We start from the raw sequence: 20,852 nt of genomic DNA on the forward strand, positions 1-20,852 counted from the left end.
GCCTGCGCCCGAAACGCTGTCAATGGACAGGGTTAACAGGATGGCTCAAGATTAACAGGATTAAAAACAATGACCTGAAAATCCTGCCCATCCTGGGAAATCCTGTTCATCCTGTCTGTTTTAGGCGTGTATCAGATATGAATTTTCAGGAAATCAGCTATGCAGGCGCGACTCAGGCTCATCCTCTGCACGGTCATGGTTCGAGCAGATGAGGACGCCAAGCTGATCTTCGTAGAAGAGAATGCGCGCCTGAATGGACGCGACACGGTCTTCCGCTTCGCGCAGCAGTCCGGCGTTGGCCATGCCGCGCTGTTCCAGCCCGTGCAAATCTTCGCGTAACCGGTCGAGACGTTCGCGCGTGGTGCGTTGCGCTTTGTCGAGGGTCTTGAGTTCCCGTCTGGCCTCGCGCGCCCGTTTGCTGTCATCGACCTGGTCGCCGCGCGACCAAAAGCGTTTCCGCTGCGTTTTGGCCGCTTCGGCCATCCGAACCTCATCGGCGATGATCTGCTCCAGATGGGCCGCCTGCGTCTGTTGCGCGGTGAACTCCATTTCCAGGGTTGCGAGCTGCTTGACGGCGGCATCGAGTGATTCGCGCAGCTTGCGTCCCGCCTCGCGGATGGCCTGGCGTTCCCCGCTGTGTTTGGCCTCCAGCCCGCGCAGTCGGGCCAGTTCCTCACGGATGGCGTTCAGGCGCCTCTGGTGGGCCTCGCGCTCGCGTTTGATGTCCAGCTCGGCAAGCTGTCGTTCATGCGCCTGCTGAGTGGCGATCTCGGTCTGCCGGGCGGCAGCAAGATTCTGCTCGCGCAACTGTTCCAGCTCTTTTTCGCGCAGGCGCAGCGTTTCCCGCGCCTCTTCCTGTGCCTGTTCGAATGACGCCTTGCGCTGGCGCAGATCCTCTTCTTCCTGGTGTTTGCGACGCGCCCAGTCTTCGCGCGCCTGTTTCAGCTCGGTCGCCAGTTCGGCCCGCAGCAGTTCGCGCCGCGCCTCGGCCTCCTGCTCGAAATGGGTTTGCAGTTGTGTGGTCCGCAGCGCCAGCTCCTGATCATAGGCGGTGAGTTCGCGTTCGCGGCGGCGGCGCGCAAACTCCAGCTCATCATCCAGATTGTCCTGACGCCGCTCCAGCACGGCCTGCTCGAACGACTGCTGGGCCGCGAACGCCAGCAAGGGCTCACGCACTTCAAGCAGCGCCAGACGCTCGGCGTAGAAACTCGCCGGATCGCTCTCGTAAGCCTGCCAGCGTCGGGCGAATTCCACCGGATTGAGCCGTTGCGCAAGATCCTCCGGCAGCTCGAAGCCCGGAATATCCGCCAGACCGCCCACCAGATATTTCCGGTATTGCAACTGGATGGTTTCGTTGAAATAGGCGCGCACCGCTGGCGGCTCGAACAGCTTGAGTGCCATCAGGGCGAAAAAGAGAACCCCCAGCGCCGCCTGAGCAAAACCTTCCACGGTCTCGAAATGGGGAACACCGCTTTCATCCGGGCTCGCGCGCAGCGCATGCAGCGCCTTGGAGCGCGCTGCAAAGGTGAGACGCGGCGGCAGGGCGGCGACCTGTTGCGCTGCAACCTCAGCCGCGATCTGGTCGATGCGTGTCTGCTGTTCCTGACGCAGCCGTTGCAGCTCGTCCGAGGCGGTGCGCAGTTCCAGCTCGATCTCGGCGATCCGCTGCGCGATCAGGGTGGTGCGCGTGTCGCTTTCAGTCTGCTTGGCGGTCAGTTGTTCGGCCAGCCGGCTGGCGTTCGCTTCCCATTTGCGCGCCTCCGGACCCCGTCCTTCAGGGCGACCCTCGCGACCCAGGATTTCATTGCCGACGCGCGCCTGCGCCTCAGTCAGATCGCGCCGCAGCACCTCCAGTTCGGGTCCATATTCCGCTTCAATTTCGGCGCGCCGCTGACGTTCTGCGGTCAGCGACTGGTTGAGTTGCGCGATCCGCATCTCCAGCGGCTGGGCGCGTTCGCGGAACAATGACTCGATCTGTGCGGTTCGCTCACGGGTCTGACCGCTCAGTGTCGCGTCACGCTGGGCGTAATACTGTTCGACCTGACGCTGATGATAGGAGGCGATGTCGTCGGCCCGGATCAGTTTGGCCAGAAAAGGCGCCGTGACATAGAGCGACACGGCGACGATGGCGACCCGCACCACCAGTCCGAAACCCCAGCGCAGCAAGGCGCCAAACCCTTGGTTGGCGCCCGGCTGCCAGCGTCGTGCGCGCAGTGGCGGGCGCTCGGACAGGATCAGCGAGGCATCGACGATCCAGATGATGGCGAAGATCAGCACAAAGAGGAACAGCCCGGCGATCGGACGCAGCCAGGCCACCCCTTCGGGCACGATGGAGGCGCCGACCAGTCCCCAGACGATGCCTTCGATACTGGCCATCAGCAGGATGACGACCCAGGCAAAGCCCAGCCAGACCATCACGGCAGGCGTGGCCAGACTGTCCCCATAGGGACGAAGACGGAAAAAATCGAACCAGGGAATCGCGAAGATCCGATCCCTGAACGGCTGGCTTGCCATCTGTGCAGTGCTCCTCATGAGGTGCAGATCTGATCGCCATTCTATGCGTTCATGCCGTCATGCTGCATCCCTCCTGTGACGACACGGCGATCTGATACGTTGACAACCGGGCTGGTTTTGTGAAGAATGCGCGGTCTTGACATTTGAACCCAGATTCAAACCGCCGGATTTTTCAGGAGACCACGTTGGCTAACTCACCACAGGCCCGTAAGCGCGCACGTCAGTCGGAAGTCCGCCGTCAGCGCAACATGGCGCAGCGCAGCGCGTTGCGCACCTTTATCAAGAAGGTGATCAAGGCGATCCGGGCAGAGGACAAGGAAGCTGCCACCCAAGCCTATAAAGACGCCGTGCCGCGCATTGATCGCGCCGCGCGCAAGGGTCTGATCCATGCCAATAAGGCGGCGCGGCACAAGAGCCGGCTCAACGCCCACATCAAGGCCATGGCCTGATCAAAAAACCGGCTTGAAGGCCGGTTTTTTTATGTCTTGTTCTCAAACCGTTCGGTCCGCTTGTGCGGACCGAATGGTTTGGATCGTCAATCCGCTTTTTGTTCGACGCTGGCGCGGCTGCGATAGGCCAGTCCCAGCAGGAGCGCGCCCGCGAGGATCATGGGCAGCGTCAGCAGTTGCCCCATGGTGAACCAGCCGAAGGCCAGATAGCCGATGTGGGCGTCCGGCAGACGCACGAACTCCACCATGAAACGGAAGACTCCATAGCCCGACAGGAACAGACCCGATACGGCCATCATGGGGCGCGGCTGGCGCGAAAAGAGCCAGAGGATCGCAAAGAGCACGAGACCTTCGAGCACCGCCTCGTAGAGCTGCGAGGCATGGACCGGCGCGCTCCAGACTGCGTTTGTGGCAGCATCCTCGCACTGGTTCGGAAATTCGCGGCAGGGCAGACGCATGCCCCAGGGCAGGTCAGTGCGATGACCCCAGAGCTCGCCATTGATGAAATTGCCGAGACGTCCGGCGAAGAGTCCGGGCGGCACCAGCGGCGCCAGAAAATCGGCCACCTGAAAGAAATGCATCCCCTGTTTACGCGCGAAAAAGAGGACGGCCAGCAGCACGCCGATCAGGCCGCCGTGAAACGACATGCCGCCCTCCCAGACCTTGAGCAGATTCAAGGGATTGGCAAGGATCTGATCGAAGCCGTAAAAGAGCATGTAGCCCAGCCGTCCGCCAGCGATCACGCCGATGACGCAGTAAAAGACCAGATCATCCACCATCTCGCCGGTCCAGCCGGAACCGGGACGCGAGCCACGCCAGCGCCCCAGGGTCCAGGCAATGGCGAAGCCGAGCAGATACATGAGCCCATACCAGTGAACCTGGAGTGGTCCAATGGCGAGGGCAACGGGGTCGAGATCGGGATAGGTCAGCATGGGTGCGGATGGTATCAGTGCGAGATGACAGTAAAGGATGCGGCAGTCCGGGCAAAATCGAATCCGGGCAGTTTGGCATGGAAGCGCCCATCGAACTGAGCGGTCCAGTCCAGACCGGCGGGGAGCGCGTTCATCAGCTTTGAACCGGGCGCTAACCGGGTGCGCGTCTGCGGTCGGACCTGGAAATCAGCCACGCCGGTATAGGCGAACAAACCATAGAAGCCTTCGGCGCCATGGCTCCCGGCATGATTCAGGGTCGATGCCCTCAGCGTCAGACCGGGAAGAGGGAGATTCTGAACGAATTTCTGTGGTTCGTCGAAGGCTTCAAAGACATGGATCTGCACGCCAGTCTCGCGTGACCACCGAAAGACTCCGGTGAGAAAGGCGGTGGCCAGTTCCTCATTGAAATATTCCCGGAAGGTTTTGATCCCGCTTTGACCGATACGGGTGCCGGAAGGATCCACCGCCCTGGCGATCACTGCGAACGCCGAATCCGCTGACGCGGTATCTGGGCCAGCCGGGTAGCCCGGCAGGTTGAATGCAATACCCTTGGTGGGATGGCCGGTCTCGCCGATCATCAGCTCGATCTCCCGCCCCCTGGCGACACTGGTGATGGCCTGCTGGAACTGACGCCATTGGGCGTTGAGTTCGCCGGTGTCAGGGGCAAAATAGGCATCCCAGTGGCCGTCTGTCCGCGCGGCGGCGACCGCTTCCGGGCTCGGATAGAGATTTTCCATGAGGAAATCCACCTCCTTGACCAGCGCGGCGACATCCTGACTGAAGCGCCGGACAGCTGGATTCGTCGATTTGGGATCGACCGCGCGGAAGCTGTGACCCCGTACCCCGATGCGCAGATTCAGCCCGGCAAAGTCCCCGCCCGATGCCATTCTGGTTTTGGCAAAACGAACCATCTCGGTGATCTGCCCGGTGCTGCTGAGATGATCACTGTGCGGATCCTCAACCTGACCGTATTCGTTTGAAATGATCAGGTGCGTCACGGTGCCGGGATAACGCGCATTGGCGACCTGGGCCTGGGCCAGTGCGGCGAGGATCGCGAAGCGCATGCGGTCGTTGACCAGCGAACCATCAACCGCGACATTCTCCACGCCCGCCTTGATCGTCAACAGTCGTTTGCCCGCCTGGGCGTTGATCTCGGCGGCGGCGAGCGCGATCTGTCCATTGGCATCGCCAGCGAAGAATCCGGGATTGAGCCGTGCGTCAGGCGCGCCCTTGCGCGCCGGCTCAAAGACCGTGAGATGAGTGGCCTGGAGCGCCAGATCGCGACCGGGCGCGCCGGTCGTCTCCAGCGTGACCCTTTCGGGTGCCGGTTTCACATAAGCGGCGGTCGGCGGAAAATAAAAATAAATCTCATCGATAGCCCGAGTCTGGTTGGGCGCTCCATTGGCGGGGATGAAATTGACCCGGTTGTCGGTCCAGACCGGGAGTGCGGCATAGCTGCGACTGTTGAGCGTGCGCCAGTAGCCGGCCTGAAACCCGCTGCCATAGGTCGCCAGCGTCAGCGGTGCGCCTTTTGCCTGCTGGACCAGAAAGGCAAGCTGACGGTAGACCGATGCCTGATGTTCGATGTGGCTGGCCGGCTTGGCTGTGGTGCCCTCATGGAATCTGAACCAGGTGCGGCTCCACTGTTCCGGCGTGCCGCCCCGCAGCGCATTCGGGTTGAAGGTCAGCGTCCCGCGCGCGGCGATGCCGCTTACCTGTCCAGCCAGATCAAAGCGCAGATCGACCTCGCGTCGGGCGGTCAGCAGCGACTGTTCAGGATGATCGATATCGATCCCGCCCGCATAGGTATTGAAGGACGGGGTATAGAAGCGATCCGGTGCAAAGGGATTGTTCGCCTGCTGACTCCACTGACCGACATAGGGCTGATAGGCCAGGCCCATGACCGGATCAGCCGCGACGGACGGGGCGGGACCGAACATGATGGCGAGTGCGAGGCATCGGGTCCAACGGGAGAGCGTGGTATTGGTGTTCAGGAGCGTTCTCGGTCTTGCCTTTTGTTGGGATTGCGCAGCAGCACATAGACCGCGCCGGTACCGCCGTCACGCTGGGGGGCCGAGCAGAAGGCCAGCACCTGATCGTATAAACGCAGCCAGTAATTGACCTTTTGCTTGAGAACGGGCTGATTGCCGGATGACCGATGGCCCTTGCCATGAATGATCCGCGCGCAGCGGACATGACGACGATGGCATTCGGCCAGAAAATCGGCGAGAAGTTTCCGGGCGTGTTCGGCATGGAGGCCATGCAGGTCCACTTCCAGCCCGACTTCAATCGCGCCCCGTTGCAGATCGGCGAGCACCCGTCGCTGGATTCCCGGGCGTGCAAACAGCAGATACTCGGGCGTCTCGATCCCGGCTTCAGACAGCCTCAGGGTCACGCCATCTTCCGGCAGTTCGGGGAGACGTGGTCGCGGGATGGGCGGCGGTCTGCGGCGATAGGGCTCCGCGCCATCGTGTTGCAGCCGCTCGGCATCCTGGACCTGCTGTCGAAACAGATCCAGCTCTGCCTCCTGGATGGGTTGCTTCATCGGTTTCGTCGGCTGTCATCGGTGAGGCGTTTGGCGCGAGTATATCAGTGCCTGTCGCCTGACGCGGTCGGGATGCCGGATGCCAGCCTTTTGGGTATGATCCCCGTGTTCCCCATCGCCTTGCCGAGCAGGCATCTCATCTTGAATTCACGCTTCCGATGGATACCCGACAGCCTATGAAGCTCCTTGTCAGTAACGATGACGGCTATCAGTCGCCGGGCTTGATCGCCCTTGCCGATGCACTCGCCCAGCTTGGCGAGGTGTTCGTGGTGGCGCCGGAGCGTGACCGCAGCGGCGCCAGCAATTCGCTGACCCTGGATGTGCCGCTGCGGGCCAGACGGATGGACAATGGCTATATCCGGGTCGATGGCACACCGACCGACTGCGTGCATCTGGCCCTGACCGGACTCTCCGAGGCCGATCCCGACATCGTTGTCGCGGGCATCAATCACGGGCCGAATCTGGGCGACGATGTGCTCTACTCGGGCACGGTCGCGGCGGCGACCGAGGGGCGTTTTCTGGGGCTGCCTTCGATGGCGGTTTCCATCGCCTCACATGAACCCCGGCATCTCGACACGGCCGCGCGGGTGGCGGTGCAATTGGTGACCCGGCTGTGCGAGCAACCGCTCGAATCAAGCATCATTCTGAATGTGAATGTGCCGGATCGGCCGTATGACGAACTCAATGGCTTCATGGCGACCCGGCTGGGACACCGGCATAAGGCGGAAGCCGTCGTGACGGGGCAGGATCCGCGCGGACGCACGATTTACTGGGTGGGGCCGGCGGGACCGGAACAGGATGCCGGGCCGGGGACGGATTTCGATGCCGTGCGCCGGGGTTTCGTCTCGATCACGCCGCTCCAGGTCGATCTGACCCGGCACGCCGCACTGGAAACGCTCGGGCGCTGGCTGACGGGAGCGGCCGTTTCCTGAGCCGGTCATCATCTGACAGCCTGTCCTGAGCCGCAATCATGACTTTTTTCCTGCGCCAGCGATCCCCACACTTCATGTCTGGTTCAGTGCGGGGCGCGCTTCCGACGCTGGCGCTCAGTGTCTGGCTGGCCTGGTTGCTTGGCGGTTGTTCAACGACCGGACCGGCCCCGGTCTCGGGTTGGGATTGGACGGGACCGGTGCCAGCAGGCTATTACCTTGTGCGGCGCGGCGACAGCCTGAGTCTGGTCGCCCAGCGGCTGCGCATCGATGCACGCAGGCTGGCGCAATGGAATGACCTGAAGCCGCCTTACACGCTCTATGCGGAGACCCTGCTGCGCATCGAGCCACCCGATGGCTCGACTCCCCCCGGGCGTGCTGCCAGAACATCGGGAGCGATCACCGAAAAGACGGATGTCGCGACGGGAACGGGCCGGCAGCGTGACGTGACGCCAGCGAAGCCGGTCAGCCGGGATCAGGTCGCAACGTCTGCCGGGGGGCTGCGCGATACCTCCGGCATCACCTGGGACTGGCCTTTGTCCGGCACAGTGCTGCAAACATTCCGCGCCGATGATCGCACCCGGCAGGGTATCCGGCTCCGCGGACGCAGCGGCGAGCAGGTGCTTGCCAGCGCGGACGGACAGGTGGTCTATAGCGGCGATGGACTCAAGAGTTACGGCAACCTGATCATCGTCAAACATAACGATCAGTATCTGAGCGCATATGGTTTCAACCGCAGGCTGCTGGTGAAGGAGGGGGCGCACGTCAAACGTGGACAGCCTGTTGCTGAAATCGGCCAGGGAACCGAAGGCTCTTATCTCCTGCATTTCGAGGTTCGCCGCGAGGGTGCGGCCGTTGATCCGCTGCTCTATCTGCCCCCACGAAACTAAACCTTTTCGAGAGACGCGAATGAGGTGTGGATGCCAATCGCCAACGACCGCCAGGCACACGAGCAGGCAAACGAGAATCCGCCCGATATCGACAGCGAATCACTGCTGCTCGACGATGACTCAGGCCCGCTCATGGAGGAAACGGAAACCCAGGTCAGTGACCTCCTTGATACGGATGTCAGCGAAGCGAAAATCGTTGAATCGGGCCGCGAGCATTTCACTTCCGGTGAGGGCGACTTCGACGCAACCCGTCTGTATCTCAACGAAATTGGCGAATCCAGGCTCCTGACGGCCGAGGAGGAGATCCAGTTGGCCCGGCTGGCGCAGAACGGCGATCATGCCGCGCGGTCACACATGATTGTGAGCAATCTGCGTCTGGTGGTGAAGATCGCCCGCCGTTATCTGAATCGCGGTCTGCCATTGCTGGACCTGATCGAGGAGGGCAATCTGGGACTGATCCGAGCGGTGGAGAAATTCGACCCGGAGCGCGGTTTCCGTTTTTCCACCTATGCGACCTGGTGGATCCGCCAGACCATCGAGCGGGCGATCATGAACCAGACCCGCACCGTGCGGCTGCCCATTCATGTCGTCAAGGAGATCAATCTCTATCTCAAGGCGGCGCGCCGGCTGGCGCAGCAGCTCGATCACGAACCCACCGCCGAAGACATTGCCGCCCTGCTTGACAAGCCCATCAGCGAGGTCAAGCGCATGCTCGGACTCAACGAGCGCATCGCCTCAATCGACACGCCCTACAGCAAGGACGCCGACAAACCGCTGGTTGATATGTTGTCGGACGAGGCGGTCAATGATCCGGCGAATCATATCCAGGACACCAATATCCAGACCAACCTTGAGCTCTGGCTGGGCCAGCTCAACGACAAGCAGCGCGAGGTCGTGGAGCGCCGTTTCGGTCTTCACGGTCATGAATACTCGACGCTCGAAAATGTCGCCCTGGAACTCGGCGTGACACGCGAACGGGTCCGTCAGATCCAGATGGATGCGCTCAGACGTTTGCGAGATATACTTGATAAAGAGGGCTTTTCTGTCGATTCTTTTTTTTGAGTGATAAATTTTGTGACTCGGTCATCATTTCTGGTCTGATTTTAACGATAGGCTTGAGTGTCGATCAGTGCAGGCCTGCCGGATTGAATTGAGAGGAATCGATCTCATGAAAAACCATTTTGATTTTAGCTTGAAGGTCAGTTTTTTGTTCATTCTGATCTTTTCTTCCAAGGCGGTATTTTCGGCTCAGTCCTATGTCCTGGAATGGGATCCTGTCGATGATGAGCGCGTCTCCGGATACACGATTTATTATGGCGAGGCGCCTCGTCAGTACGACCACTCGCTGGACGTGGGCAATCAGACCAGTTTCACCTTTTCCGATCTCGATCCGAATGTCATTTATTATTTTTCAGTCAAGGCGCGGGGAAATGACGGCTCTGAATCCGGTTTTTCAAATGAACTGACATCCGGATCCTTCCGGTATGTTGTTGGTGGCAGTGCTTTATCCAACAAGTCAGGCTGGATTGAGGTGGCGGATCTCAACCGGCTGTTTGAGCAGGAAGTCCCCGTAGGGTGGGCGGAATACAACGCATTGAATGGCGAGGCACGGGTGGCGACGGGGGATCTCGATGGCGATGGACGGGACGAAATCGTCATCGGTTTTGGTCAGGTCACCACACAGCCGGGCATGCCGGGGGGACGCTTCCAGATCCTTGATGACGATTTTTCTCACTTGCTCTGGGGTCAGATCAGTTGGCCTGATTACAATACAGCAAATGGCGAAACCTATCCGGCGATTGGCGATCTCGACGGCGATGGAAAGAATGAACTGCTCATCGGTCTTGGCGCTGGCGGTCAGGGATTGATTCAGGTCTTCCGGGTGGAAAACGGCGCACTGGCGCCACTCGGCTGGACCGCCATCGACTGGCCGGAATACAACCAGTCCAATGGTGCAGCACGCCCTGCCGTTGGCGATCTCGATGGTGATGGTCGTGATGAAATCGTGATTGGCTTGGGGCCGGTGGCAGGGAGAGCTGACATTCCTGGCGGAACCTTTTTCGTCAAGAAAGGCTTTGACTCCGCCGCCCTGGCAGCTGCAAGCGCAGATCGGAATCAACTTCTGGTTGAAGAGGAGTTGTTGCTTGGCGATCTCTCTTGGGCCGAATATGCCGGTCAATCGGGAGAAACCCGCCCTGCCATTGGTGATATGAATGGCGATGGTTCCGCAGAAATTGTCATGGGTCTTGGCAAGAAAGGCGGCGGAAATGTCGAGATCTTCGATTATCGCTCCGCCGCGCTCGTTTCCATGGCCTGGGTTGGTGTCGATTGGCCTGAGTACAGCGCGCTCAATGGCGAGACCCGCCCGGCGGTCGGTGATCTTGACGCCGATGGTCGGGGTGAATTGATCGTTGGATTGGGCGCGGGAGGCAATGGCATCGTCGAACTCTTCGAGGACGCGTCGAATCAGTTTTCCTACGCCCAAAGCATGGAATTTGGCTCGGATGAGTATCAGGTCGGTAACGGTGGCTTATGGCCGGCCTTCAAGCGGGAGCGTGCTGACGGCAAGGCTGTTTTACCCCCGACCGCCACCTATCCGCTCAAAGTGCTGAAGGCGGGCGCTGGTAGCGGTACGGTTGGCGGTGCCGGCACTTATGCCGTCGGTGCGACGGTTAGCCCAACTGCCAAGGCTGCATCTGGTTCAGTCTTTGCCGGATGGAGCGGCGCCTGCTCTGGCAAAGATCTCTGCACTGTAAAGATGAACGCGGCCAAAACGGTGACGGCCACCTTTAAGGTTGCCCCCAAATACACGCTGACGGTCAAGCGCGAGGGTAGCGGTACTGTTGCAAGTCAATCGACAGGGATTAACTGCGGCAGCAGTTGCAAGGCGTCTTATGTCAGTGGTGCAAATGTGACTCTAACGCCCAAACCAGCCACCGGTCATGTGTTTTCCGGGTGGAGCGGCGGTTGTAGCGGGACAGCAAAGTGTGTGGTAGCGATGAGCGCGGCCAAAACGGTGACGGCCACCTTTAAGGTCGCCCCCAAATACACGCTGACGGTCAAGCACGGCGGCGGTGGTACGATCACCAGTGCCCCGATCGGCATTATCTGCGGCAGCGACTGCAAGGAGCCCTACTTTAGTGGTACCTCAGTGACCTTGACCCCCAAGCCTGCCAATGGCTATGTTTTCGCTAGCTGGAGCGGCGGCGTTTGCAGCGGAATGGGGAACTGTGTCGTAAAGATGAACGCGGCCAAAACGGTGACGGCGGCTTTCAAACGCTGAACGGGGATTTCAGCATCTGCATTTCGTGACAGCAAGTCATGTTGACTTTCGCGACGCGATCCAGTGTGATGAAGGCCACGACGCCCAGGGAGCGAGGCCTTGAATCCGATGGCTGGAATGCCTGGTCGCTTTCCTTGTCATCTCATCGTCCCTGGGGGGTCTATGCAAGCCAGCCTGGAGCACAAATACAACTTCGACGTTGTACGCTGGTTCACCGTCATGGCTGTCGTCTATCTGGTGGTGGGCGCGGCGGTCGGTGTCTATATCGCGTCGGAACTGGCCTGGCCGTTCCTGAATTTCGATAGTCCCTATCTCTCCTTCGGGCGTCTGCGTCCGTTGCATACCAACGCCGTTATCTTCGCCTTCGGCGGCTGTACCCTGATGGCGACGGCGTTCTACAGCGTCCAGCGTACCTGCGGGGTGCGGCTGTGGAGCGATAAAATGGCCCGCTTCACCTTCTGGGGCTGGAATGCAGTCATCGCGCTGGCGGTCCTGACACTTCCCTTCGGCATCAACCAGTCGAAGGAATACGCCGAGCTGGAATGGCCGATCGACATCCTGATCGCCGTGGTCTGGCTGTCTTTCACCATCAATTTCATCATGACTATCGCCATCCGCAAGAGCTCGCACATATATGTGTCGAACTGGTTCTTCCTCGGCATGATGATCATGATCGTCTATCTGCATGTGGTGAACAGCCTCGCCATTCCGGTTGGTCTGTTCAAGTCGTATTCGATCTTCTCGGGCGTGCAGGACGCCATGATCCAGTGGTGGTGGGGTCACAACGCGGTCGGCTTCTATCTGACCGCCGGTTTTCTCGGCATCATGTACTACTTCATCCCCAAACAGGCCGGGCGACCCATTTATTCCTACCGGCTGTCGGTCATACATTTCTGGGCGCTGATGTTCGGCTATGTCTGGCTCGGCGCGCACCATCTGCAATATACGGCGCTGCCCGACTGGACCGGTTCACTCGGCGCGGCGGTTTCCATCGCCATGATCATTCCATCATGGGGTGGAGCCGTAAACGGCATGATGACCCTCTCGGGCGCCTGGGACCGGCTGCGCACCGACTATGTCCTGCGCTTCCTCATCATTGCGCTGGCCTTCTACGCCATGTCCACCTTCGAGGGACCGGTGATGTCGCTCAAGACCGTCAATGCGCTCTCGCATTACACCGACTGGACCATCGGTCATGTGCATTCGGGCGCGCTGGGTTGGGTGGCCGGCATCTCCATCGGTGCCATTTATCATCTGATGACGCGCCTCTTTCACACCGAGATGTATTCCATCCGGCTCATCAATTTCCATTTCTGGACCGCGACCATCGGCACCGTCATCTATATCGTCGCCATGTGGGTCTCGGGAATCATGCAGGGGCTCATGTGGCGGGCCTATGACGAGTACGGCACTCTGGCCTACACCTTCGTCGAATCGGTTGACGCCATGCACCCCTATTACGCCATGCGCGCCATCGGCGGGATGATCTTCCTGCTCGGCGCGGCCGTGATGCTCTTCAACGTGCTCATGACCGTTCGCCAGTCCATCGTCAGGGGCAGCCTGGACAAGGCGCGCGCCCTGCCTGCTGCCGCCTGACTCCGGGAGATCGAACATGGCTGATTATCCCAAGACCAAGGTGAAGAGCTTCCAGGAATGGCTGGAGGTCAATATCTGGGGTCTGCTGATCGCGACCGCGCTAGTGCTGTCAGTGGGCGGGCTAGTGGAAATTGTCCCGCTCTTCATCATGAAAAACACCTTTGAGCACAATCAATTCCCTGAAATTGTGTGGGAGAAAGCGGGGCGTGAACCCATCGTCATGGTCGATGAGTCCGGCAAGGCACAGTGGAACTGGAAGCCCGGTGACGGGGTGCGCCCCTATACCGCGCTCGAACTGGCCGGGCGCGATGTCTATCAGCGCGAGGGCTGTTATCTCTGTCATTCGCAGATGATCCGCCCCTTCCGCGACGAAAAGGAACGCTACGGCCATTATTCGCTGGCCTCCGAGTCGATCTTCGATCACCCCTTCCAGTGGGGCTCCAAGCGAACCGGTCCCGATCTGGCCCGTGTCGGGGGCAAATATTCCGACGACTGGCATCGTCAGCACCTGCGTAACCCGCGCGCGCTGGTTCCCGAGTCGGTCATGCCGGGCTATCCCTGGCTCGACAGCTCGTATCTCAGGGCGAAAACGATCAAGCGTCACATGCGTGGTTTACGGGTGGTCGGCGTGCCCTATAGCGACGCAGACATCGCGGCTGCCATGCTGGTCGAAGGCAAGACCGAGATGGATGCCCTGGTGAGCTACCTTCAGGTTCTTGGCACCATGGTCAAGCTTGATGATTCGAAGGTCTACCGTGAATAGTCTGGTTGAATATTTCCAGACCAACTGGCAGGCGATGACGGTCAATGACTGGATCGGCACCATCCTGACCGTTGTCATCTTCCTGCTCATGATCCTGGCCTATTTCCACGTTTTTCGTCCCAAGAACCGGGAGCGGCTCGAAGCCATGAAGCATATCCCGTTCGATGAAGACAACGAGCGCAACGGAGACAGCGATGGCGGAAAATAACCCTTTTCCGGGCGAGAACAACACCGGGCATGTCTGGGACGACAATCTGCGCGAATTGCAGAATCCGCCGCCGCGCTGGTGGATGCTGGGATTCTGGGCCTCAATTCTCTTTGTGATCGGTTATACGATCCTTTACCCGAGCTGGCCCGTCGGTCAGGAGGCGACACCCGGCATCATGGGCTGGACCCAGATGAAGGAATACGAACGCGGTTTGGAGCAGGTGACGGCCAAGCGCGCCCAATTCGAGGATCGGATCCGCAGCCTGAGCGCCACCGAGATCCTCGCCGATCCGGGACTGATGCAATACACCCTGTCTTCCGCCAAGGTGCTGTTCGGTGATAACTGTGCGGCCTGTCATGGCAGCGGCGGTCAGGGTAATCCGGGCTTTCCGGTTCTCGCTGATGACGATTGGCTCTATGGCGGCACCACGGCCAAGCTCACCGAAACCGTCGCGGGCGGTCGTCAGGGCGCCATGACTGCACATCGCAGCATCCTGACCGATGCTGAAGCTGACACCCTGGCGAACTGGGTGGTGCAGATGAGCGAGACGGGAGGGCAGGGCGGCAGCGAGGAGGGTTGGGCGCTGTTCAAATCCAAGGGCTGCATTGCCTGCCATGGCGCGAAGGCGAACGGCCATGTGCTGGATCTGCCGAACGGCGATTTCGTCACGGTCGGCGCCGCCAATCTGACGGATGGCATCTGGCGTTTCGAGCCGGGCGGTTACGACAGTGCGAAACATACCATTCTCTATGGGGTCAATCAGACCGGCGTTCCCGAAACCCGCAACGCGGTGATGCCAGCCTTCAGCTCAGCGGGTAAATTGAGCGAACAGGAGATCAAAAAACTGGTGGTCTATGTCCATGCCCTGGGGGGCGGGAAGTAGCCGGCAGTCCGCTCCATCTAAAAACATCGGGTTACGGCGCGTTAAATGATTTGAGCCGCACGAATGCGCCATACCACGCGCGCCTGACCCGACCTGCAAGACCGTATGCTTCCCAGGCATCCCGCTTTAAATGTGGTTTGGCTCGCTGTGATATATCCGATTTTGCGCATATAATACCCCCCTGATGAGCAAGATCGCCTTTATCATGATCAATCCCCAAGCCTTTTTCGAGGCGCTCGCCGATCCTATCCGGCGGCGCATCCTGGCCATGCTGCTGGACGCTGATGAACTGTGCGTCTGCGATCTGCACAGCGCACTTGATGCCCCGCAACCCAAGGTCTCACGTCATCTGGCAGTGCTGCGCGAGGCAGGTGTGGTGCTGGCGCGCCGCGACGGGGTCTGGATGCGCTATCGGATCTGTCCGCAACTGCCGGACTGGGCGCTGCGGATCCTGATGCACATGAGGGACGGCATGGGAGTCGAGACGAGCATGCCCGCGCCATCCCAATGCGATTCCGGCGTGTCCTGATCTCCGCGCCACACCGCATCCACTTCGACCTGCATCAAACGAGGCCGCTTTCATGACCACTGTCCACAAGACGGTCCTCGTCCTCTGCACCGGCAACTCCTGCCGCTCGCAGATGGCCGAGGCCATCCTCAAGCATGATCTGGCGGGGCAGGTGCGCGCCCTGTCTGCCGGCACCCGTCCGCAACCCAAGGTGGCCGATGGCGCCATCGCTGCGCTGCATGACGCCGGGCTGCCGACCGACGGGCTCCATCCCAAGAACATCGAGGCCGTGCTCGACGAGCCCATCGATCTGGTGGTGACAGTCTGCGATAACGCCAAAGAGAGCTGCCCGATCTTCCCGCGTCCCGTGCCGCGTATCCATCTGCCCTTCCATGACCCGCACGGCGAGCCGCTGGAGTCCTTCATCGCCGTGCGCGACGAGATCCGCGCGCGGCTGGTGCCCGCCGTCCGTGAAGCACTGGGGATCTGACGACATGAGCATTCAATGTGAGGTCACTGCCAAACAAGCTGCGGGGGCGCCCATGAGCGTCTTCGAACGCTGGCTGACGCTGTGGGTCGCCCTCTGCATCGTGACCGGAATCGCCCTGGGTCAATTCTTCCCTGCTCCCTTCCAGTTTCTGGGTCGGCTGGAGGTGGCGCAGGTCAATCTGCCGGTCGGCGTGCTGATCTGGGTGATGATCATCCCGATGCTGATGAAGATCGACTTCAGCGCCCTGGGTCAGGTCAAATCGCACTGGAAGGGCATTGGCGTCACCCTCTTCATCAACTGGGCGGTCAAGCCTTTCTCGATGGCGCTGCTGGCCTGGATCTTCATTCGCATGGTCTTTGCCGACTGGCTGCCGGCAGATCAACTGGACAGCTATGTCGCCGGGCTGATCCTGCTGGCCGCCGCGCCCTGTACCGCCATGGTCTTCGTCTGGAGCCGGCTGACCGGGGGCGATCCCTATTTCACGCTCACACAGGTGGCGCTCAACGACGCCATCATGATCCTTGCCTTTGCGCCGATCGTGGCGCTGCTGCTCGGACTCTCGTCCATCGTGGTGCCCTGGGACACGCTGCTGACCTCGGTGGTGCTCTATATCCTGATTCCCGTCGGCATCGCGCAGCTCTGGCGGTCTGTTCTGCTCAAGCAGGGCGAGGCCAAATTCGACGCCACTCTGGCGACTTTGGGTCATGCCTCCATCGTCGCTCTGCTCTTGACTCTGGTGCTGCTGTTCGCCTTCCAGGGTGAACAGATCCTCAGACAGCCGCTGATCATCGCCATGCTGGCGGTGCCGATCCTGATCCAGGTGTTTTTCAACTCGTCGCTGGCCTATTGGCTGAATCGCGCGGTCGGTGAGAAGCACAGCGTCGCCTGTCCCTCGGCCCTGATCGGGGCATCCAACTTTTTCGAGCTGGCGGTGGCGGCTGCCATCTCGCTGTTTGGCTTCCAGTCCGGCGCGGCACTGGCGACGGTGGTCGGGGTGCTGATTGAGGTGCCGGTGATGCTGCTGGTGGTGCGGGTGGTCAACCGGACCAGGGGCTGGTACGAGGCCGGGGCTCACGTGCCTGAAAACTGAGCCGCAGCGGTTTTTTAGACAGGATTAACAGGATTAAAAACAGCAATTTAAAAAATCCTGTCAATCCTGTTAATCCTGTCGAAAAAGACTTGATCACGGACACGAGCTTTTCCGGAAATCACCTAAACACCTTCACTTCGTGTCCTTCGCGTCTTTGCGGTTCAAAAAACCATTCCTGCCAACTTGATGAGATATTCGCATGAAAACACTCGAAATTTTCGACCCGGCCATGTGCTGTTCCACGGGCGTCTGCGGCGTCGAGGTCGATCCGGTGCTGGTGCAGTGCAATGCCGATCTGCTGTGGCTGGCCGAACAGGGCGTCACGGTCAACCGCTATAACCTGTCGCAGCAGCCCCAGGCTTTCACCGCCAATCCGTCGGTGCTCAAGGAAATCGAAGCCGGCATGGAGCGTCTGCCGCTGACCCTGATCGATGGGCAGATCGTCGCCACGGGTGCCTATCTGTCGCGCGACCAGTTGATCGAGAAGCTGGACTTGACGCCGACCGCTCCGCCAGCAAGCGCGAACCCTTTCCGCGTCCAGGTCAATTCCGGTTGCTGCAAGCCCGGCAGCGGGTGCTGCTGATGGCGATCCCGGACACCCGCACCCGTCACCTCTTCTTCACCGGCAAGGGCGGCGTGGGCAAGACCTCGCTCGCCTGCGCCACCGGACTGGCACTTGCCGAGTCCGGTCGGCAGGTGCTGATCGTCAGCACCGATCCGGCCTCCAATCTGGATGAGGTGCTGGGCGTCGCGCTGGGCCAAACGCCGACGGCCATTCCCGGCGCGTCGGGACTCTTCGCGCTCAACATCGACCCCGAAGCGGCGGCGCACGATTATCGCGAGCGCATGGTTGCGCCCTATCGCGGCCTCCTGCCCGCTGCGGCTATCGTCAGCATGGAAGAACAGTTCTCGGGCGCCTGCACCATGGAGATCGCCGCCTTCGACGAATTCTCCAAGCTGCTGGGCGATCCCGCCGCCACAGCGCAGTTCGAGCATGTCATCTTCGACACCGCGCCCACCGGCCACACCCTGCGTCTCCTGACCCTGCCCTCGGCCTGGAGCGAGTTCATCGACTCCAGCACCGGCGGCGCCTCCTGTCTCGGGCCGCTGGCCGGGCTGGAAAAACAACAGGCGCTTTATGCCGCGACAGTGGCGCAACTCGCCGATCCGCAGCGGACCACGGTGGTCCTGGTCAGTCGCCCGGAAACCGCCGCGCTCCGGGAGGCCGAGCGCACCCGCGCGGAACTGGCGGATCTCGGGGTGAGCCATCTGCATCTGGCGCTCAATGGTGTGCTGGACGTGGCAGAAACGGATGACTCCATCGCCGGAGCCATGATGCGACGCGGTGCCGAGGCGCTGGCGGCGATGCCGACCGGACTCGCCGCGCTGCCCGCGACCATCACCCCGCTGCTGCCATTGGGCACCCTGGGACTCGACGCCCTGCGCCAGATGGCGAATCCGGCGCTGATCCAGCCGTCGGGCGATGAGCCGGACAGCGACTGCGTCCTGCCGGGGAAGCTGTCAGGTCTGGTGGATGAGCTGGTGCAGGCCGGACGCGGCGTCATCCTGACCATGGGCAAGGGCGGGGTCGGCAAAACCACGCTGGCGGCGGCCATCGCCGTGGCGCTCGCTCGACGCGGTCATCCGGTGCAGCTCTCGACCACGGATCCCGCCGCCCATGTCGCCGAGGCGATTGGCGAGTCGGTCGCCAATCTGCGCGTCAGCCGTATCGACCCGTCCGCTGAGGTCGCCGCTTATCAGGCCGAGGTACTGGCGAAGGCCGCCGCCAACCTGGATCCCAACGGACGGGCGATGCTGGAGGAGGATCTGCGTTCGCCCTGCACCGAAGAGATCGCCGTCTTCCGCGCCTTCGCCCGTGCGGTGGATGGCGGTCAGGATGGCTTCGTGGTGCTCGATACCGCGCCGACTGGCCACACGATTCTGCTGCTGGATGCCGCCGAGGCCTATCATCGCGAGGTCTCGCGCACCCAGGGCGACATGCCGGAGGCGGTGCGCCAGTTGCTGCCGCGTCTGCGCGATCCCGCGTTCACCCGGGTGCTGGTCGTCGCCCTGCCCGAGGCCACCCCGGTGCACGAGGCCGAGCGGCTGCAGGCGGATCTGCGCCGTGCCGGAATCGAACCCTTCGGCTGGGTCATCAACCAGAGCCTGCTCGCCTCCGGTACCCGGCATCCGCTGCTGCGTCAGCGCGGGGTGAGCGAGACCCCCTTCATCCGCCGGGTGGCCGATCGGCTCAGCCAACGCTGCGCACTGATTCCCTGGCTGCCCGAGCCGCCAGTCGGTGAGGCGGGACTCGCCCAACTGACCGCTTACTGACCTGTCCCGCCAACCGTCAGTCCGTCGATACGCAGTGTCGGCTGACCGACCCCGACCGGGACGCTCTGTCCTTCCTTGCCACAGGTGCCGACACCTTCGTCGAGCTTGAGGTCATTGCCGATCAGGCTGACCCGGGTCAGGACATCCGGACCGTTGCCGATCAGGGTTGCGCCCTTGACCGGACGGCTGATTCTGCCGTTCTCGATCAGATAGGCCTCGTTTGCGGAGAAGACGAATTTGCCCGAGGTGATATCGACCTGACCGCCGCCGAAATTGACGGCATAGAGCCCCTTCTCGACCGAGGCGATGATCTCGGCGGGATCGCGGTCGCCAGCCAGCATATAGGTGTTGGTCATGCGCGGCATGGGCAGATGGGCGTAAGACTCGCGCCGCCCGTTGCCGGTGGGCGTGGTGCCGGTGAGCCGGGCATTGAGCTTGTCCTGCATGTAACCGCGCAGGATGCCGTCCTCGATCAGGACCGTGTTCTGGGTGATGGTGCCCTCATCGTCCAGACTGAGCGAGCCGCGCCGGCCCGCGAGGGTGCCGTCATCGACCACGGTGACGCCGGGCGCAGCGACCCGCTCGCCGATGCGCCCGGAGAAGGCCGAGCTGCCCTTGCGATTGAAGTCGCCTTCCAGCCCGTGACCGATGGCCTCGTGCAACAGCACGCCCGGCCAGCCCGCGCCCAGCACCACGGTCATGGTACCTGCTGGCGCCTCCCCGGCATCCAGATTGACCAGGGCCAGACGCACGGCCTCGCGGGCGAAGCCCAGCGCACGGTCTTCGAGCAGGAAATACCCGAGATCGGCGCGCGCGCCGCCCCCGCTGGCGCCCTGTTCGCGCTGACCATGCGACTCGACGATGACGCTGACATTGAGCCGCACCAGGGGACGGACATCGGCAGCCAGCGTGCCGTCATCGGCGAGCACCAGCACCACGTCCTGCACTGCAACCAGACTCGCCGTGACCTCGCACACACGCGGATCGGCGCGTCGCGCCTCGGCGTTCACCCGGTGCAGCAGGGCGATCTTTTCAGCGTCCGGCAGACTGCCGATCGGGTTGGATGGGCCATAGAGCGGGCGCACGCCCGGCGCATGGCTGATCCTGACCCGCGCCTCCTGGCCGCCGCGCGCAATGGATCGCGCCGCCTCGGCGGCCTGTGCCAGTGCGGGAAACTGGAGTTCGTCGGAATAGGCGAAGCCGGTCTTCTCGCCACTGATGGCGCGCAGTCCGGCGCCCTGCTCGATGCTGAAGGTGCCGTCCTTGATGATGTCGTCCTCCAGCACCCAGGACTGAAGCCGGCTGGACTGAAAATAGATGTCCGCCGCGTCCACGGCGGTGCTGGTCAGCAGACCCAGGAGCTGATCGAGATTCCGGTCGTCGAGACCGGCGGGGGTCAGAATGCAGTCGCGGGCAATGGTAATGGGGTCATTCATAG

The 20,852-nt window shown here is 61.5% G+C and carries 19 protein-coding genes; 14 read left to right on the plus strand and 5 right to left on the minus strand.

Annotated features, from left to right (window positions below; genetic code table 11):
- Positions 1-153 precede the first annotated feature (153 nt).
- The gene (locus EDC35_RS09375; RefSeq protein WP_132976982.1) at positions 154-2,514 is read right to left on the minus strand and encodes a DUF4407 domain-containing protein; all 2,361 of its coding nucleotides are present in this window, start codon (positions 2,512-2,514) and stop codon (positions 154-156) included.
- Between the two features lie 185 nt (positions 2,515-2,699).
- Between EDC35_RS09375 and rpsT the strand changes: the two genes are divergently transcribed.
- Entirely contained in the window at positions 2,700-2,963 is a 264-nt protein-coding gene (gene rpsT, locus EDC35_RS09380) for a 30S ribosomal protein S20 (protein ID WP_132976983.1), read from the plus strand.
- A gap of 86 nt (positions 2,964-3,049) precedes the next feature.
- Here the strand turns inward: rpsT and lgt are convergent, their stop codons facing one another.
- From lgt to EDC35_RS09395, 3 genes are read right to left on the minus strand one after another with little or no spacing between them, the layout of a single operon-like run.
- Complete coding sequence (lgt, locus tag EDC35_RS09385) at positions 3,050-3,895, minus strand: prolipoprotein diacylglyceryl transferase (RefSeq protein ID WP_132976984.1); 846 nt, start codon at positions 3,893-3,895, stop codon at positions 3,050-3,052.
- A gap of 14 nt (positions 3,896-3,909) precedes the next feature.
- Complete coding sequence (locus EDC35_RS09390; RefSeq protein WP_132976985.1) at positions 3,910-5,835, minus strand: hypothetical protein; 1,926 nt, start codon at positions 5,833-5,835, stop codon at positions 3,910-3,912.
- Positions 5,836-5,885: 50 nt separating this feature from the next.
- Positions 5,886-6,440, minus strand: a complete 555-nt coding sequence (locus EDC35_RS09395) for a Smr/MutS family protein (RefSeq protein ID WP_132976986.1) — start codon at positions 6,438-6,440, stop codon at positions 5,886-5,888.
- A 176-nt stretch (positions 6,441-6,616) separates the two neighbouring features.
- Here EDC35_RS09395 and surE point away from each other — a divergent pair, with 176 nt between their 5' ends.
- The 13 genes from surE to arsA all read left to right on the plus strand — a co-directional run bounded on the left by surE (position 6,617) and on the right by arsA (position 19,414).
- Positions 6,617-7,372, plus strand: coding sequence for a 5'/3'-nucleotidase SurE (gene surE, locus EDC35_RS09400; protein ID WP_132976987.1), 756 nt, complete (start codon positions 6,617-6,619; stop codon positions 7,370-7,372).
- A 38-nt stretch (positions 7,373-7,410) separates the two neighbouring features.
- Positions 7,411-8,259: a peptidoglycan DD-metalloendopeptidase family protein gene (locus EDC35_RS09405; protein WP_243651578.1), complete on the plus strand. Its 849-nt coding sequence runs from the start codon at positions 7,411-7,413 to the stop codon at positions 8,257-8,259.
- A 30-nt stretch (positions 8,260-8,289) separates the two neighbouring features.
- Positions 8,290-9,321: an RNA polymerase sigma factor RpoS gene (gene rpoS, locus EDC35_RS09410; RefSeq protein WP_132976988.1), complete on the plus strand. Its 1,032-nt coding sequence runs from the start codon at positions 8,290-8,292 to the stop codon at positions 9,319-9,321.
- Positions 9,322-9,427: 106 nt separating this feature from the next.
- On the plus strand, positions 9,428-11,542 hold the full coding sequence (locus EDC35_RS09415; RefSeq protein WP_132976989.1) for an InlB B-repeat-containing protein: 2,115 nt from the start codon (positions 9,428-9,430) through the stop codon (positions 11,540-11,542).
- 162 nt (positions 11,543-11,704) lie between these two features.
- Positions 11,705-13,138: a cytochrome-c oxidase, cbb3-type subunit I gene (gene ccoN / locus EDC35_RS09420; protein WP_132976990.1), complete on the plus strand. Its 1,434-nt coding sequence runs from the start codon at positions 11,705-11,707 to the stop codon at positions 13,136-13,138.
- A gap of 16 nt (positions 13,139-13,154) precedes the next feature.
- Entirely contained in the window at positions 13,155-13,901 is a 747-nt protein-coding gene (gene ccoO, locus EDC35_RS09425) for a cytochrome-c oxidase, cbb3-type subunit II (protein ID WP_132976991.1), read from the plus strand.
- Positions 13,894-14,109 (plus strand): cbb3-type cytochrome c oxidase subunit 3, encoded by a 216-nt coding sequence (locus tag EDC35_RS09430; RefSeq protein WP_132976992.1) that lies wholly within the window; start codon positions 13,894-13,896, stop codon positions 14,107-14,109. The genes ccoO and EDC35_RS09430 overlap by 8 nt, the downstream gene beginning before the upstream one ends.
- A complete protein-coding gene (gene ccoP / locus EDC35_RS09435; RefSeq protein ID WP_132976993.1) occupies positions 14,096-14,992 on the plus strand; it encodes a cytochrome-c oxidase, cbb3-type subunit III in 897 nt (298 codons plus the stop codon). The genes EDC35_RS09430 and ccoP overlap by 14 nt, the downstream gene beginning before the upstream one ends.
- Positions 14,993-15,197: 205 nt before the next feature.
- Complete coding sequence (locus tag EDC35_RS09440; RefSeq protein ID WP_132976994.1) at positions 15,198-15,521, plus strand: ArsR/SmtB family transcription factor; 324 nt, start codon at positions 15,198-15,200, stop codon at positions 15,519-15,521.
- Between the two features lie 52 nt (positions 15,522-15,573).
- Complete coding sequence (locus tag EDC35_RS09445) at positions 15,574-15,990, plus strand: arsenate reductase ArsC (protein ID WP_132976995.1); 417 nt, start codon at positions 15,574-15,576, stop codon at positions 15,988-15,990.
- A 4-nt stretch (positions 15,991-15,994) separates the two neighbouring features.
- On the plus strand, positions 15,995-17,080 hold the full coding sequence (arsB, locus tag EDC35_RS09450; RefSeq protein WP_132976996.1) for an ACR3 family arsenite efflux transporter: 1,086 nt from the start codon (positions 15,995-15,997) through the stop codon (positions 17,078-17,080).
- A gap of 199 nt (positions 17,081-17,279) precedes the next feature.
- Complete coding sequence (gene arsD, locus EDC35_RS09455; protein ID WP_132976997.1) at positions 17,280-17,663, plus strand: arsenite efflux transporter metallochaperone ArsD; 384 nt, start codon at positions 17,280-17,282, stop codon at positions 17,661-17,663.
- Complete coding sequence (gene arsA, locus EDC35_RS09460) at positions 17,633-19,414, plus strand: arsenical pump-driving ATPase (protein ID WP_481557208.1); 1,782 nt, start codon at positions 17,633-17,635, stop codon at positions 19,412-19,414. The genes arsD and arsA overlap by 31 nt, the downstream gene beginning before the upstream one ends.
- Here the strand turns inward: arsA and tldD are convergent.
- Complete coding sequence (tldD, locus tag EDC35_RS09465) at positions 19,408-20,850, minus strand: metalloprotease TldD (RefSeq protein ID WP_132976998.1); 1,443 nt, start codon at positions 20,848-20,850, stop codon at positions 19,408-19,410. The genes arsA and tldD overlap by 7 nt on opposite strands.
- Between the last annotated feature and the right edge of the window lie 2 nt (positions 20,851-20,852).

Origin of the sequence: Thiobaca trueperi (genome assembly GCF_004342175.1) — a bacterium.
In the GTDB taxonomy this organism is placed as follows: Bacteria; Pseudomonadota; Gammaproteobacteria; order Chromatiales; family Chromatiaceae; genus Thiobaca; species Thiobaca trueperi.